Genomic DNA, 14,488 nt, shown 5'->3' with positions numbered 1-14,488 from the left:
GCGGTCCCGTCCCGAAAGTGTGCAAATCTAGGAACCGGGCCGCGCTTCACACCCCCTTGCTGGAGCGCCCCGGAACCTCGGTTAAGCCTTGGGATGGCAAACAGAAGTCCTGTCTTGCTCAGGGCGATCTGGCAAAGGTTTCCATGGTGGAGCGCGGCCCGCATCCACGATACGACAATGCAAGGAAGCAGGCCATGGACGACTTCGACCGCCTGGTCGCCGAGTACCAGGAATCATCGACGACCTCGCGAAACCCGGTCCGATGGCGCTGATCAACTCGTTGCCGACGGAATGCGGGGAGACGCTCGATCGGTTGCTGCGCGAACGTCCGATCACTGATCTGAATGACAATTGGATCCTGCGGATGGACAAGCTTCGCGGCCTTGATCGGTTGGCTGCGATCGAGTTGATTGATGCATGGAAACTCGAGCTCGACCGCAGGTCCGTGCAATAAAGGGCACAGGGCGGCAACTGAGTGGGAGGCATGGACATGCAGGACGACCAATCAGACGAACTAGAAGCCAGACGGCAGCACTACGAAAAACTTTTGCGTGCCGAAGTTCGGCTCATGCCCAAGTTTCTCTACAAGTACCGAGCCGGCAACGCCGACGACCTAAGTGCGCTGGAGCAAAGGAAAGTGTGGTTTCCATCGTTTGCTCGATTGGTCGACGAATACGACGGCAAACTGCGCCCCAAGATCGAACTAGCTGTACGGTGGCGCAATCTGGTCCAGTTCCCGATGCACGGGCCGCATGGCGAGGTGCAGTTCATACCGTTCGCATTGGTTATGGAGGGTCCGACTGGTCCAGTCGAGCCCACCCCAGAACAGAAAGCTGAACTGGATGGCTTTGTCGACCAACTCATGACCTTCGCAGCAGCCGTTGGCTGTTACAGCCTGTGCGCCGATGGACAGAGTCATCGCATGTGGAAAGAGTACGGAGCGGATTTTTCCGGCTACTGCATAGAATATGACTGGCGCATGGATCCGGAGACGGTTGAACTGCGTGATTCGCGAACACTTGCCGTAGACACGCAGTATTTCGACGAGCTGCCGCAACACGACTATGGACTGCTGAGGCTTGAATCCCGGGACATCGTTCTGAACAAGCTCTTTCGGCCGAAGCTCAGAAGGTACGAGTTTGAGAAGGAATGGCGAATCCTCACTCGACAGGGTGAGCGCCTGTGCCCTGAACCTGGGCCGATTTCAGCAATCACGTTCGGCGACAAGACTCCCGACGAAGTGAAGCAGCGGATCCGACACGTGTTCCGCGAGCATCCGTCAATTGTCTTCCGCAGAGCGCGGGCTCTCGGAGACGAGACCGTGGAAATCGTAGCAGACTAGGCGGCCTCCGCTCCTGGACGAGGCCCAACGCCAATACCGGCCAGGGACTACGTCGAATTCGTGCGCGAGGAAGATCCGGCGCACTACAGACCCCGTCGTGCGCGAATAGTTGGAGACGGAACTCAAGCGGGCGATTGACCCTAGCGCGCAAGTGCGGCGTGGACTGTCGATCCAGATGAGAAGCGGCACTAGCCCGTGTTGCGTATGGGCGCGCTCAGCCAACGTCACGCTGCCTGCGAATCTCTGCGGGGAGGCAGCGGTGGCGGGATTCGAACCCGCGGCGATCGTCGAACGAATGAACAAGCGCCCTAAGGCCAGCCTGCTAAACTCGGACATTTGAAGCGGGCTCCCCTTCACCGCCTGGCCGCACTATACGTCGCGACCGGTTACCGCAGTTTCACTGGACCGCGCTGGCTTCTGCGCTGTCGCCGCTACGGTCCGCAGTTCTTCGCGAGCAAAGACGAGGCTGCGTGTGTTCGTGAGGATTCGTGCCGTGGACCCGGCACTAAGACTGGGAGATGTATCGGCGGTAGCGAGCCGACACGCTGCTGCGACAAAAGACCCTGCCAAGACAGATAGCGCCGTTGCCTATGTTGCTGACTTGCAGTGAAGGCATTACGTCGGCCGAATTTACACCCCCTCGCGGGGGCGATAGCTACTAGTTGCGTAACCGGCTGATTGTTCGGCTCGTGCTGAAAACAGGCATCGGCGATGCAGCGTCGGAAGCCGCACCGACTAACAACAACACTCAGGGATGTCCAAATGCGCAGAACACAGTTCGCGCTCGGGGCGGCGGCGCTGCTTGCGTCCGCTTCAGCTCTTGCAATTCCGGTGACGTATGAATTCACCGCATTGCTCGAGGTATCGCAAGGCGTTGAGAACCCCGGGCCAGCACACGGCTACATTACGTTCGAGACCAATCCTGTCGTAACCGATAGCACTGACCCTATCGACTACACCAATAAATCTGGCACGGAGTGGAACAGCTACGACGGCGCTTTGCTCTCCGCCTACATGGAGTTCGGATCCGACGAGCTCTACGTCGCTGGCGGAACGTCGAGCACGGGAGCTACCTACAAGAACTTCTGGAACGATCAATCACCAGTCGTCGAATACGCGGCTGGAACCCAAGCACAGTCGATCGACGGAAGGTACTTCTCATTCTCCTATGACCGCCGGTGTATTCCGCCCGATAACTGCCTCGACTCGACTTTTGAATCGTTGCTCGCGAATGCCGATCTCAACGATGTTCACGGAATGTACGCCGGCCTCGGCGTCGTCCTACGCGTGCGTAACGCGCTGCTCGACCCAACAGTGTTGCAGGTCTACACGGCAACCACGTTCCGCAAAGTGCCGGAGCCTTCCACTCTTGGCCTGCTCGTGCTCGGACTGCTCGGAGCCGCCGCGCGGCGTCGACCCAGCAAGAAGTGATTGGACCTGCCCAACCTACAACCGGGGATTCTGACGATGCGCACGAAAGCACTGATGCTCTGTGCCCTTCTATTGCCGGGAGCCGCCGCGGCGGTGCCAATCACTTTCGAGTTCAGCGGCATCTTTGCCGCGCGCATCCCGTACGCAGAGCAGTACATGCCTGGACCGGTGCCGATGAGCGGCACCATCACGATCAACTCGGATGCTGTGCTGACGGATTCTCGCGATGGGTACACGCGGTACGGCCCCGCGATCGAGTCGCTGAGCCTCAACGTCGTTGACGGCCACTTCACCGCCGTACCTGGCACAGGCGCTGCTGGCTTTGAGCAGTACGGGCCGAACAGCCCAGAGTGGCGCGAGATGGACGGTGGCTTCACTGCCGCGCTCAATGACGGACGGCGCTTCGGCTTCTATCTGTGGGGCTCCTGCGCGACGGTTGACTGTCCCGATGCATCGCTAGGCATGTACCTGGCGCAAGACGACTGGTTCAACATCCCCGACATGCTCACCAAGTCGATCACAATCACCGTCAGCGAAGGCGCGGCACCGGATCTAACATGGATCTACGACGTGCATACCTTCCGACAGGTGCCGGAGCCCTCGACTTTTGCATTGCTCGGCATCGGATTGCTTGGCGTCGTGACGCGCCGACGAAAGATGGATCACGCCTGACTACGGGGGGCTCCGCTATGTTCAGGTTTGCGCTTGCGCTTGTTGCTTCACTCCTGCCTGCCATGACGCTCGCGATTCCGATTACGTACGAGTTCAACGCCAAGCTCGTCGACATACTTCACGGCACCGGCGAGCCGCTACCAATCGCGTCAATCCACGGCTATGTCACCTTCGAGAGTGACGCCGAGCTGTCGTACTCCAGCGAGTCAAGCAGCTCGTCGGGAAGCTCGATCCAGAATCGATTCGATGCCGCCGTCCTCTCCGTCGATGCGACGTTCAACGATGGCGACCATTTCACCTCAAATAACATTGGCGGCGCATGGTTGAACGCATACACGCGAATCGATACCAGTACTGCAACCGATTGGTTCCTTGGCGCCAGCACTCAAGCCGACGACGGCCGCCTGTTTTCGATCTACATAGACAAGCGCTGCAGTGTCGCCTGCCCCGACTCGACGCTGTCGTCGCTCATGCTCGTCGATAACCTCACGAACATTCCCGGCATCATCGGTGGGCCGCACTTCAACGTTGCGATCTGGGCAGCTCCAACCGGTGAAGCTCTTCGCTACACCTACGATGTGACGATGTTCAGGAAGGTGCCCGAACCCGGGAGCTTCGCCCTGCTCGGTATTGGCCTACTCGGAATACGTGTGACGCGCCGGCGAAACTCCGAAATGAACTGACGACGGGATGCCCGGGTACTTCTCCACAGACACCTTCGCGCAGATAGAGGCTGACTTGGTCAGCGCATGTGCTTGGCTGGACCGATGCGGAGCGAACGTAAGCGCCGGTCGGTTCGGTCGGTACGTGAGGAGCCTCAGCGAACTGGTCTCTGCGCACTCGGGAGGGGATCTATCTAAATTGGACGGCCGACTCACCGAGATTGCGAATGCACTGTATGAGGCGCGCGAGATCATCGCCATTTCCCAAGGGCTGAGCGGTAAGTTTGACGCTGCCGTTAGCAAGCGCCTGCAATCCGTCGCAGGTGGGCCGCTCTCCTATCTGGCCGAGAATCCTGCCACTTCCTCGAACGCTGCTCGCAACCTTGCATTCGAGTTGCTGATAGCAGAGCGTCTGGCGGCTGGTGGTCAGACGCCAACCTTCCCGTCGAACGCAGATGTTGGAGTTGCGTTTGGCCGGCGGGACGTTGCGATCCAGTGCAAGCGACTGTGGAGTCCGGATGTGCGTGCGATAGAGCGCAACTTCTGCAATGCTCAGAAGGATCTGAAACCCGCCTTGAAGAGCGGCGCCAACGGCATTGTGGCATTCGACCTGAGCCGTCACCTCAATCCCAGGTTTTCAGTGCTGACAGTCCGCACCGAGGGCGAGATCCGAGAAGGCGCGGTGGCGCTATTGCAAGAGTTCCTCAACGAGAACTCTAGGATATGGGACCTCGCCAGACCCGGCATCATAGGAATCATGGCGCGGGCAAGCTTCATGGCCCAGACGTTGGGTCGGTCCAGGTACACCTACTGCCAGCAGTTCGTACTGACGCCGGCTCCGCGAATCAGCCAATCGGAAAGGGAAACTCTCGAGCGTCTCAATGAGACATTCGCTGCGGCCACGCATAGCGATGGTGTAAGAGCTGCAAGCTAGTTTCGCTTTCGTGGTCCCCGCCGCCGGCCACGTGCAATGTGTCGCTTTTCGGAATCAGCTCTGCATCATGTTGTCGTCGCATACCGACGATTTCCAGCGACATCGCAATTAGCGCACGATCCCAACCGCAAGCTGCTCGAGCGGCTTGCCCGGAAGAGGTGCTGGCCCCGTGGTGCCGGAGAGAGAACGGTGCGGGTGTGAAAGCCCGTAAGGAGGTTGAACCGGCGCAACGGTCCAACCTCCGACGCGAACGCAAAACGCCCTCGCGGCTAGCCTCTTCCTGGTCTTGCCCAATTACTTTGTACTGCGCCCCCTGCCCTCGTCCAATGTCGGGATCGAGAGACGGTGCGTGACTCCCGTCCTAGGCCCGGATGTCCGCATTCCGCACCCGCTGCACGAGCCGGTCGTGCTCAACGGAGGTGTTCCCATGCTTCGCTGCAAGCTTCGCGAACGTGGCCTCCACCAGCTTTAGAACCTCGCCCGCCTTCCGCTTCGACACTCCCCTCTGCACGGTCCAGCCTGGCTCTGTGCGTCTCCTGATGACCGCCGTGCGAGTGTGCGGGCAGTAGTTGAATAGATCGTGCAGCCAGTGATCGGGCGTTGAAGCACGGCACAGCGCGCAAATCTCCGGCGGGAGGTCGGGGACTTGCATCAGTTGTTGCGGCGATTCGCCGAAGCCATGCCGCTCGCAAGGTCGGCCATGAGCTGCTGACGAGTCTGCGCGGACATTGATCCGTTTGGCGTGGTGATGGTGAAGTTGTTCGTCACGTTGCCGCCGCCCATGCCACGCATCTTCGAGAGCGGTACGACCTTGCCGTCCGTGTTCGGCTTGAAGAACTCGGGCTCGAGCTCGTTGACGCGATACATCGTGCTTGCACTCACGGGGCCGCCAGTCGCTCGGCCGCCGCCGAAGGCACCAGCGATTGCACCGATCCAGCCTCCGCCGCCTCCACCAACAAAAAAACGGCCGCATCGCGCGGCCGTTTTTCTTTCCCTCTTTTCCGCTCCTTTCCAACGGAAAAGTCAGAACTCGAGACATCCTTGTCTCCGCACCCTGACTCAGGGCCGGGCGCGGAGTACGCGGTCCTTCCTGGTCCGCGATCGAACTGTAGCGGCGAACGGCATCCGCGAACTGCAACGGCGTTCGCAAAAAACCTACTGAAACATCCCTTTCGTCTTGCCCTGGCGCAGGACGCCCACTACGACGCCTTCGATGGTGAGTGACTGCTCCTTCAGATCGACCTTGATCGGCTCGAACTCTTCGTTCTCGGGGAGGAGCCACACGATCTTTCCTTCCTGCTTATAGCGCTTCACGGTGACTTCGTTGTCGAGGCGCGCCACGACGACCTGCCGGCTGCGCACATCGGGCGTGCGATGCACCGCGACGAGGTCGCCGTCGAGGATGCCGATGTCCTTCATACTCATTCCGCGCACCTTCAACAGATAGTGAGCGCGCGGCTGGAAGATCTTCGGATCGATCTGCAGGTGCGTCTCGATATGTTCTTCCGCGAGGATGGGCCTACCCGCTGCAACTCGACCAATCAGAGGCAGGCCCATCTGCTCGCGAAGAGAATCTTTCAACTGGATGCCGCGCGAGGCGCCAGGAATGAGATCGATGACGCCTTTGCGCTGGAGTGCCCGCAGATGTTCTTCAGCGGCATTCGGCGACTTGAACCCGAAGGCTTCGGCAATCTCCGCGCGCGTCGGCGGCATTCCCGAATCCGCGACCGCTTCCTGGATCAGCTTCAGGATTTCTCGTTGGCGTGGTGTCAGTTCGCTCATGGTGCGTCTGGATAGATGGACAGTGGCTGTGAATATATACAGCACTCGCATCGAACGCAAGAAGTGTGTTGCAAATCACACTTTGCAGCGATCCGGATGAGAAAAAAGACTGAAGCGTCTCATCGCGCTCGAAGCGCGTCGCGCCTATGATTTGACAGAAATGTCACTCGCCCGCTCTGCATCTGCCGATCGTCCCAACCTTCCGACCGCCGGTCGGACGGACACCCGACCCCAATCGTCACCCCCTATATTCGCGACGCCATGAACAACATCTCCGTCATTCGAGCGCCAAACGCGGTTCGCGGGTTCACGCTCATCGAACTGATGGTCACTCTTTCGGTGGCGGCCCTCCTCATCGGGCTTGCCGCTCCGTCGTTCCGGGAAATCCGGATCAGGAACGAGCTGTCGACGTACGCGAACGAGCTCATCTCGAGCATCAATCTGGCGCGCAGCGAAGCAGTCCGCCGCGGCAGACCCGTAGTGATCTGTCCGAGCACCAACAGCAGTGCCTGCGGCGGCACCTGGAGCGAGGGCTGGATCACATTCGCCGATCTCGACGGCAATGGCGAAAGAAATGCAGCGGACGAAAACGAACGCGTGCTCAAGGCCCAGGGGCCGGTGAGCGCGAACTACTCGATCGACGGCGAAGCTTTCCCTGACGGCCTCACCTACAAGGCGGACGGCAGCACCGAAAGCACCGGGCTCTTCGTTATCTGCAATCAGGGAAGAATCAACGGCGCCCGTGCCGTTGTGATCACTCCCATGCGGCCGCGTGTCGCAACTGATGCCGACGAAGACGGCGTCCCCAACAACGACGCGAGCGGGAACATCACCACGTGCGAGAGCGGATCATGATCAGCAACGCCACCTCGATGCGGCGGTCGCGTGGCTTCTCGTTGATCGAAGTCATGGTGTCCGTCGGCGTGCTCTCGGTCGCCCTGCTCGGTACCGCCGGGCTGATGGCCTCGAGCCTTCGCAACACGAATACGGCTTATTACCGCAGCCAGGCCACGATCCTCGCGGACGACATACTCGACCGGATGCGCGCCAACATCAACGCGGCACGGACGGGACAGTACGCGATCGACCCCTACGCGCCAGGCACCGAACCGACCTTTGCGCCAAGCGCGACTGGCGTTGCGCTCTACGACTGCACCGAATGGACGATGATGTTGGCGGATGCGCTTCCGGATGGCGTCGGTGTGATCGAAACAGCCCCCGGCGGCGAAGTGACGATCGAAATCCGCTGGGACAACGGCGAGAGCTCCTTTACCACCGTTTCCCATCTGGGAGGCACACCATGACCCCGCGGCTCAAGGTTCGCATGCTCGGCATGAGCCTGGTCGAGCTGATGATCGCGATGGCGCTCGGGCTCGTGACGGTGGCCGCGGTCGGTTGGATCTACATCGGAACGACCAAGACGTACCGGACTCAGGACTCACTCGCCCGGCTGCAGGAGGGCGCGCGGTTTGCTTTCGAGATCATCGGCAACGACCTGCGGATGACCGGGGCAACGGGGTGCGCCTACAAGACTTCGGCGAATACGGTCACCAACTACGCAACCACCTGGTACGCCAATCTCATGGAACGCCCGCTGGTCGGCATCGAGCAGGGCGAAACCGGTTTCGAGGACAGCGATGGCCTGCGCGTACTGCACGCCGACGTCTCGAAGGAATACATGGTGGTTGGTCACGCCGCCGGTTCATTCACTCTCGGCTCATCGGGTCTCGCCACCGGCGGTCTCACGGTCGCCACCGACTGCAGCCACGTCGCGGTGTTTCCCGCGTCGACGGCGACCGGAGCTGTGGTCACACACGCGTCGGCGTTGGGCAGCGGCGGAGCAGCCTTCACCTTCACGACAGCAGCAGGCTCCCGCCTCTATCGGCTGAGCGCCAACACGTACCGGGTCGCCACCAATGTCGCCGGGCAGCCCGCCCTATTTCGCACCTCCCTGACCTCGACCGGCACAACGGTCGACGAAGAACTGGTTGAGGGCGTCGAGGACATGCAGGTCACCTACGCCGTCGACACCAACGGCGACGCAATTCCCGATGATTTCGACCCGAGCCCATACCTCACCGCAGAGGAAGTCGAAAGCGATGCGGCGATTCCGGGCACTGCGGAAGAACGCTGGCGCAGCGTCACCAGCGTGCACATCAGCCTGCTGATGCGCACGGTCGAGGACAACGTCCTCCCAGAACCGCAGACGTACCGGTTCAACCTCCCGTTGGATGCCGATGCCGCCGACGCGACGCTTGCCGGTGATCGACGCCTGCGAAAAGTCTTCACGCACGTGATCAAGTTGAGGAACCGATGATGCGCACCACGCACCTCGCCCGGCGTGAACGCGGCGCCAGCCTCCTCGTCGCCCTGATCTTCCTCGTCATCATGGCGATGCTGGGCGTGACCGTGGCCAATGTGACGAACATGCAGGAACGTATGGCGGGCGGCACACGTGATCGCGACCTCGCTCTGCAGGCCGCGGAGGCAGCTCTGCGGGACGCCGAGAATCGACTGCAGGTCCAGGCCTTTCGTGATGCTGTCCAGGCGTTCGACCCAGCCAACGGCAATGACGTGGCGTTCTGGGATGCATGTTTCGCGGGAACGGCTGCGCCGTGCGAGACAGCATCCAGATACGAACCTGAGACCGAGCTGCCGGGCGCCGGCGCTCCCGGCGCGCTGGCTGAACAGCCTCAGTACGTGATCGAACGCAAAGTGCCTGACGGCACGATCCAGATATTTCGCATAACGGCCCGGGCGGTAGGCGGCACTGAAGATGCAGTCGTCATCCTGCAATCCGAGATCGGATTCTCAACACCTCCTTGAAGCATCGAGAGTGATTCCCATGGGAACAGCACGCTTCGTGAAAACCATCTACGCCGCCTGTGCAGCGACATTCGTGCTAGCTGCAGCACCCTCGCAGGGAGCTGTGCCGCTGGCCGATTCCCCGCTGTTCCTGGCGCAGCAGGTAGCACCCAACCTCATCGTCACGCTCGACGACTCGGGCAGTATGCAGCGCGCCTACGTTCCAGACCTTTGCGACACCACCAACGCGCGTGGAGAGAACGTCGCCGGGTACGACTGCACACTGCTCAACCGCCGAACAGTCCAGTCCGCCAACAGCAATCCGATCTACTACAACCCGGCAAAGCGTTACGTTCCCGCCAAGAACGAGGACGGCACCGATCGCGGAACGTCCTTCGATGCGGCGTGGAGAAACGGCTTCGATCAACGCACCACTGGCGGACTCGGCACCGTTGATCTGAGAACGCAGTATCGGGCGACTTCGATTCTCAACTTTCCGACGAACGCCACGGCCGGCTCGGAAAGCTACATGAGTCCGCACGACAATGATCTGCGATGCTCCGCGGGAAGATGCGAACTGCGACGCAACAGCACGAACTGGTGGACGTCGACCAGAACGTGCACCAACAACAACGGTTGCCGCAACGCGGACTTTGCTGTCCCGGCCTACTACTACGTCTATGTCGGTACTGATGCGGCTTGCACCGGGACCGACGCTCAGAAGAAGGCGGATGACGACTGTTACGAAATCCGTTTTGTCGAGGATACGGTGGCCACCCAGGATTGGGATGGCGACACTGACGTTGACGTCGACGACCAGAAGTACAACTTCGCGAACTGGTTCTCCTTCGCGCGCACACGAAATCTGGCGACCCAGACAGCGACGACTGTCTCCTTTGCAACTTTGAACCCGGATGTACGCGTCGGTTGGCAGGCCCTCAACAGCTGTCGTGGTTCGGCCACGAACTTCGTCATCAACAATTGCGCAGGCTGGGGTGGCGCAGCGGGCGTCAGCAACGCCATCCGCCCGTTCACCGGCACTCACAAGACCAACTTCTTCAACTGGGTCACGCGGCTTCCAACAGCCAACGGAACACCTCTCCCGGCTGCGTTGCAGCGAGCGGGAGAGTACTACGGGGTCTCGGGCGAAAACGGCCCCTATGACAATGATTTCAGCACGTCGAATTCCGGTGAACTGGCGTGCCGCCGCAACTTCCACGTACTCATGACGGACGGTATCTGGAACGCCACCGTGTCAGCCGACAATGAAGACGGCACTGCCCGCGACCTGCCGGACGGCAAGAGATACACCCCTGCAGCGCCTTACCGCGATGGCAACAGCCCCACGCTGTCTGACCTGGCATTCGATTACTGGGCGTCGGACCTGCGCTCGAGTCTCCCCAATCGCATCAAATCGGAGGTCGCAGAAAACGCGCCGAACACCGAGTACTGGGATCCGAGGAAGAATCCGGCAACGTGGCAGCACATGGTGAATTTCACCATTGGCCTCGGACTGACCGGTTACCTCGAAAGAGAGAACCTGACGTGGCAGACAGACATGTACGGCGGCAGCTACTCCTCTCTCGCCAACGGCTCACTGCCATGGCCTGTGCCGGGCAATGACAAGGCGGCGAACGTCGCCGACCTGTGGCACACCGCAATCAACAGTCGCGGTCGCTTCTTCAGCGCTGAAAGCCCGACAGACCTAAGCACAGCTTTCGTAGAGGCGCTGAACGACATCCAGAAGGCCGAGGGTACCTCGGCGGCATTGTCTGCCAACGCCACCAGCCTCAAGACAGGCGCACTGCTCTTCCAGGCCAAGTTCGGCGCCAACTGGAGCGGCACGCTGCTGGCGTTCGAACTGATGGCGCGTGGCAAAGTGGACACAACCGATCCAGCATGGGATGCCGCACAGGAGATCCCGGACGCAGACGAGCGCTCGATCTTTACGCACAACGGCACTCAAGGCATCGCGTTCGAGCAGTGTTCAGACCTGAGCGCTGCCCAGCGGCTTGCCCTCAATACCAACATATCGGGCGGTAACGATGGGCTGTGCGCCGATCGCCTTGCATGGTTGCGCGGTGACATGACGAAGGATCGCAACAGGACCGGTGGCCTGTACCGCGAACGCCCCAAGTTCGTCGGTTCCGAGGAACGCAATGTCATGGGTGACATCGTCAACTCCGACCCTGCGTATGTGAAGGACAAGGATTTCGGATACGGCGCACTCGCGGGTGACGCCGGCACGACATACGCCGCGTACCTCGCCAACAACGGCACACGCCCCGGCATGGTGTACGTCGGATCGAATGACGGTCGCATGTACGGCATCCGGACGGAAGGCGAATTCGGCGGACGGGAACAGTTCTCTTATATTCCCGAAGCCGTCTTCCCGAAGCTCTCCCTGCTGACCGACCCCTCGTACTCCCACAAGTACTTCGCGGACGGCAGTATCCAGTATGGCGATGCCTATCTTAACAACGAGTGGCGGACCGTCGTCGTCGCTGGGTTGAATGCGGGTGGCAAGGCCGTCTATGCGCTCGACGTTACGGACCCGGAAAACTTCGATGAATCGGACGTCCTCTGGGAATTCAACGCATTGGACGACCCGAGAACGGGCGGCCTGCCGTCAAACGATCTTGGCTTCACTTATAGCCGTCCGCAGATCGGCAAGCTCGCCAACGGTACCTGGGTTGCCGTGTTCGGCAACGGCTACAGCAGCACAAATGGCGGCGCATTCCTATACATCGTCAACCTGCAGACCGGTGCGCTGATCAGGAAGATTCAGGCGAGCAACACTTCGGGCGATGAATCGAATGGTCTGTCAACGCCCGCGCTCGTTGACACCAATAACGATCGCATGATCGACACGATCTACGCGGGTGACTTGTTGGGCAACATGTGGCGGTTCAATGTGAGCGGTGCCCTCCCGACCGCGTGGTCCGTCCGTCGCCTCTTCCGTGCGACCGACGGCACCACCGCCAACCTGGCGCAGCCCATTACGGCGCAGCCCAAGGTACTGCCGCATCCAACGCAAGGCGGACAGCTGCTGCTGTTCGGCACTGGACGTTACGTCAATGCCGCCGACGTCACGAACGATGCGAGACAGACCTTCTACGGGATCTGGGACGACGGCACGACGACCGTGCCCACACGCGCCAACCTGCGCGCGCAGACATTTGACTATCAACAGTCGTTGTTCAACGCCGCGGGGATCATCCGCTCCGTCACCAACAACAGCGTGGACTGGGGTCCGGCACCGACCGGTCAGCGAGGCTGGTACCTGGACCTGCTTGATGGCGGCAGCGATCCCACGTTGGGTGAACGCATCGTGCACGCGGCGCAGGTAGTGCAGAGTGCAGTGATTTTCGGCTCGGTCATTCCGACGACCGACCCCTGCGAACCGGGCGGCTACAGCTTCCTCTACGCGCTGTCGTTCGAGAACGGCGGTTCGATGAACCAGGTGGTGTTCGATACCAACGACGACGGCGCCTTCGACGACTCCGACACACCCGTCGTCAACAACCGCGATGCCGAGGATGTCTTCGTGAGCGGCGTCAGTTACTCGGACTTCGGTCTGGCCAACGTCGCTGCCCTGATTCAGGGTACTGAGGAAGGCGGAGATTCGGACGTCACGTACGCCGAACTCGCTGGCACGCGCGACAAGCTCCTTGCGCAGGGCTTGTGCCTTACGGCTGGAGGTTGCGGCGAAGAGGAAGAGGAACCCCCGCCTGCGACGACGGTCATCAAGCGTTCGTGGATCCAGATCCGCTAGGCCGCCGAGCACTCAACGATGAAACAGACACAGCGTGGGTTTACTCTGATCGAACTGATGATCGTGGTGACCATCATCGCGATCATCGCTTCGGTCGGCTATCCGTCCTATCGTCAGTACGTCAAGCGGTCGGCGCGCGCCGAGGCAAAGACGGCGCTGCTGGAGAATGCCCAGTTCCTGGAGCGCAACTACACGGCCGCCAATCGCTACAATCAGGACAGCGCCGGTAACGACATCACCGACGCTGATCTGCCGGTTACGCAGTCACCAAAGGACGGCGGCGGCAAGTACACCATCGTGGTGGTCGACGGTGATGACAGTCCCACGGCGAGCACCTTCGTGTTGCGCGCGATCCCCGTCGCCGGCGGCCCGATGGACAACGATGAGTGCGGAACGCTCACACTCAGCAACGCGGGCGTGAAGGATGTGACCGGCTCGAAGCCGGCGACCGAATGCTGGGGCAAATGAGGCAGCCGCACTGACGGGTTCCTTCGACTGTCCGGGCGGATCGAGCCGCTACGCGGCCTTCTGTCAGCGTGGCGCTGCCGCCTGTCGCTACGATGCGCAAGTCGCGGCTCGTTGACGGTAGAGTGCTCGCTCAGTCCCTCCGCAGACGCCAATGCTTGCCCATGCCAAGGTAACGACGCGACGACGACAGACAGGCGCAACGCTCGTCGAAGTGCTCGTCACGCTCGTCTCGACCGCGGTCGGTCTCCTTGGGATCGCAGCGCTGCAGTTCGTTGGCCTCCGCAGCAACCAGGAGGCTTATCACCGTCTGCAAGCGAGCTCGCTCGCCTCCTCCATGCTCGATTGCATCCGGGCAAATCGCACCGGCTTCCTGAACGACGAGTACAGCGCGATCACCTTCAACGGCACTCAGGCCAACGGAGAGCGCGCGACAGCCGATCTCCTTGCCTGGCAGTCAGAGATCGACCGCATCCTGCCGGGCGGCCCTGATGCCGCCGCCGGCGCTGTCGAGCGCACACAGGGCACCAATGTCATCACCGTGAGCGTTCGATGGGGTCCGCGCACGGGCAATGCAGCCGCGGGGCCCGGAGTCCTGACCCTGAGGGCAGAGCTCTAAC

The 14,488-nt window shown here is 60.9% G+C and carries 14 protein-coding genes; 12 read left to right on the top strand and 2 right to left on the bottom strand.

Annotated elements, in window-relative coordinates; all coding sequences use genetic code 11:
- Positions 1-490: 490 nt before the first annotated feature.
- The 5 genes from HNQ60_RS03560 (at position 491) to HNQ60_RS03540 (ending at position 5,041) form a co-directional block, all read left to right on the top strand.
- On the top strand, positions 491-1,342 hold the full coding sequence (locus HNQ60_RS03560; protein ID WP_184329626.1) for a DUF2971 domain-containing protein: 852 nt from the start codon (positions 491-493) through the stop codon (positions 1,340-1,342).
- A gap of 762 nt (positions 1,343-2,104) precedes the next feature.
- Positions 2,105-2,773 (top strand): PEP-CTERM sorting domain-containing protein, encoded by a 669-nt coding sequence (locus HNQ60_RS03555; protein ID WP_184329625.1) that lies wholly within the window; start codon positions 2,105-2,107, stop codon positions 2,771-2,773.
- 36 nt (positions 2,774-2,809) lie between these two features.
- Positions 2,810-3,445, top strand: a complete 636-nt coding sequence (locus HNQ60_RS03550; RefSeq protein WP_184329624.1) for a PEP-CTERM sorting domain-containing protein — start codon at positions 2,810-2,812, stop codon at positions 3,443-3,445.
- A gap of 17 nt (positions 3,446-3,462) precedes the next feature.
- Entirely contained in the window at positions 3,463-4,128 is a 666-nt protein-coding gene (locus HNQ60_RS03545) for a PEP-CTERM sorting domain-containing protein (protein WP_184329623.1), read from the top strand.
- Positions 4,129-4,306: 178 nt separating this feature from the next.
- Positions 4,307-5,041, top strand: coding sequence for a hypothetical protein (locus HNQ60_RS03540; RefSeq protein ID WP_184329622.1), 735 nt, complete (start codon positions 4,307-4,309; stop codon positions 5,039-5,041).
- A gap of 651 nt (positions 5,042-5,692) precedes the next feature.
- Here HNQ60_RS03540 and HNQ60_RS03535 read toward each other — a convergent pair.
- Both HNQ60_RS03535 and lexA read right to left on the bottom strand, forming a co-directional pair.
- Positions 5,693-5,923 carry a hypothetical protein gene (locus HNQ60_RS03535; protein WP_184329621.1) on the bottom strand — a complete coding sequence of 77 codons (231 nt, stop codon included), beginning with the start codon at positions 5,921-5,923 and terminating at the stop codon, positions 5,693-5,695.
- Positions 5,924-6,196: 273 nt separating this feature from the next.
- The gene (gene lexA, locus HNQ60_RS03530; RefSeq protein WP_184329620.1) at positions 6,197-6,823 is read right to left on the bottom strand and encodes a transcriptional repressor LexA; all 627 of its coding nucleotides are present in this window, start codon (positions 6,821-6,823) and stop codon (positions 6,197-6,199) included.
- Between the two features lie 261 nt (positions 6,824-7,084).
- Here lexA and HNQ60_RS03525 point away from each other — a divergent pair, with 261 nt between their 5' ends.
- The 7 genes from HNQ60_RS03525 (at position 7,085) to pilV (HNQ60_RS03495) (ending at position 14,487) form a co-directional block, all read left to right on the top strand.
- Entirely contained in the window at positions 7,085-7,678 is a 594-nt protein-coding gene (locus tag HNQ60_RS03525) for a GspH/FimT family pseudopilin (protein WP_184330174.1), read from the top strand.
- Positions 7,675-8,127: a type IV pilus modification protein PilV gene (gene pilV, locus HNQ60_RS03520; RefSeq protein WP_221303994.1), complete on the top strand. Its 453-nt coding sequence runs from the start codon at positions 7,675-7,677 to the stop codon at positions 8,125-8,127. Before HNQ60_RS03525 ends, pilV (HNQ60_RS03520) begins: the two co-directional genes overlap by 4 nt.
- Complete coding sequence (locus HNQ60_RS03515) at positions 8,124-9,140, top strand: PilW family protein (RefSeq protein WP_184329619.1); 1,017 nt, start codon at positions 8,124-8,126, stop codon at positions 9,138-9,140. The genes pilV (HNQ60_RS03520) and HNQ60_RS03515 overlap by 4 nt, the downstream gene beginning before the upstream one ends.
- A complete protein-coding gene (locus HNQ60_RS03510; RefSeq protein ID WP_184329618.1) occupies positions 9,140-9,649 on the top strand; it encodes a pilus assembly PilX family protein in 510 nt (169 codons plus the stop codon). Before HNQ60_RS03515 ends, HNQ60_RS03510 begins: the two co-directional genes overlap by 1 nt.
- Positions 9,650-9,668: 19 nt before the next feature.
- Positions 9,669-13,403, top strand: coding sequence for a pilus assembly protein (locus HNQ60_RS03505; protein WP_184329617.1), 3,735 nt, complete (start codon positions 9,669-9,671; stop codon positions 13,401-13,403).
- Between the two features lie 18 nt (positions 13,404-13,421).
- Positions 13,422-13,871, top strand: coding sequence for a type IV pilin protein (locus HNQ60_RS03500; RefSeq protein ID WP_184329616.1), 450 nt, complete (start codon positions 13,422-13,424; stop codon positions 13,869-13,871).
- A gap of 151 nt (positions 13,872-14,022) precedes the next feature.
- A complete protein-coding gene (gene pilV, locus HNQ60_RS03495) occupies positions 14,023-14,487 on the top strand; it encodes a type IV pilus modification protein PilV (protein ID WP_184329615.1) in 465 nt (154 codons plus the stop codon).
- Position 14,488 lies beyond the last annotated feature (1 nt).

The organism is Povalibacter uvarum (assembly GCF_014202975.1).
Taxonomy (GTDB): domain Bacteria; phylum Pseudomonadota; class Gammaproteobacteria; order Steroidobacterales; family Steroidobacteraceae; genus Steroidobacter; species Steroidobacter uvarum.
Note: the sequence above shows the minus strand (reverse complement) of the source record. Positions and strands in the feature narration are given on the sequence as shown.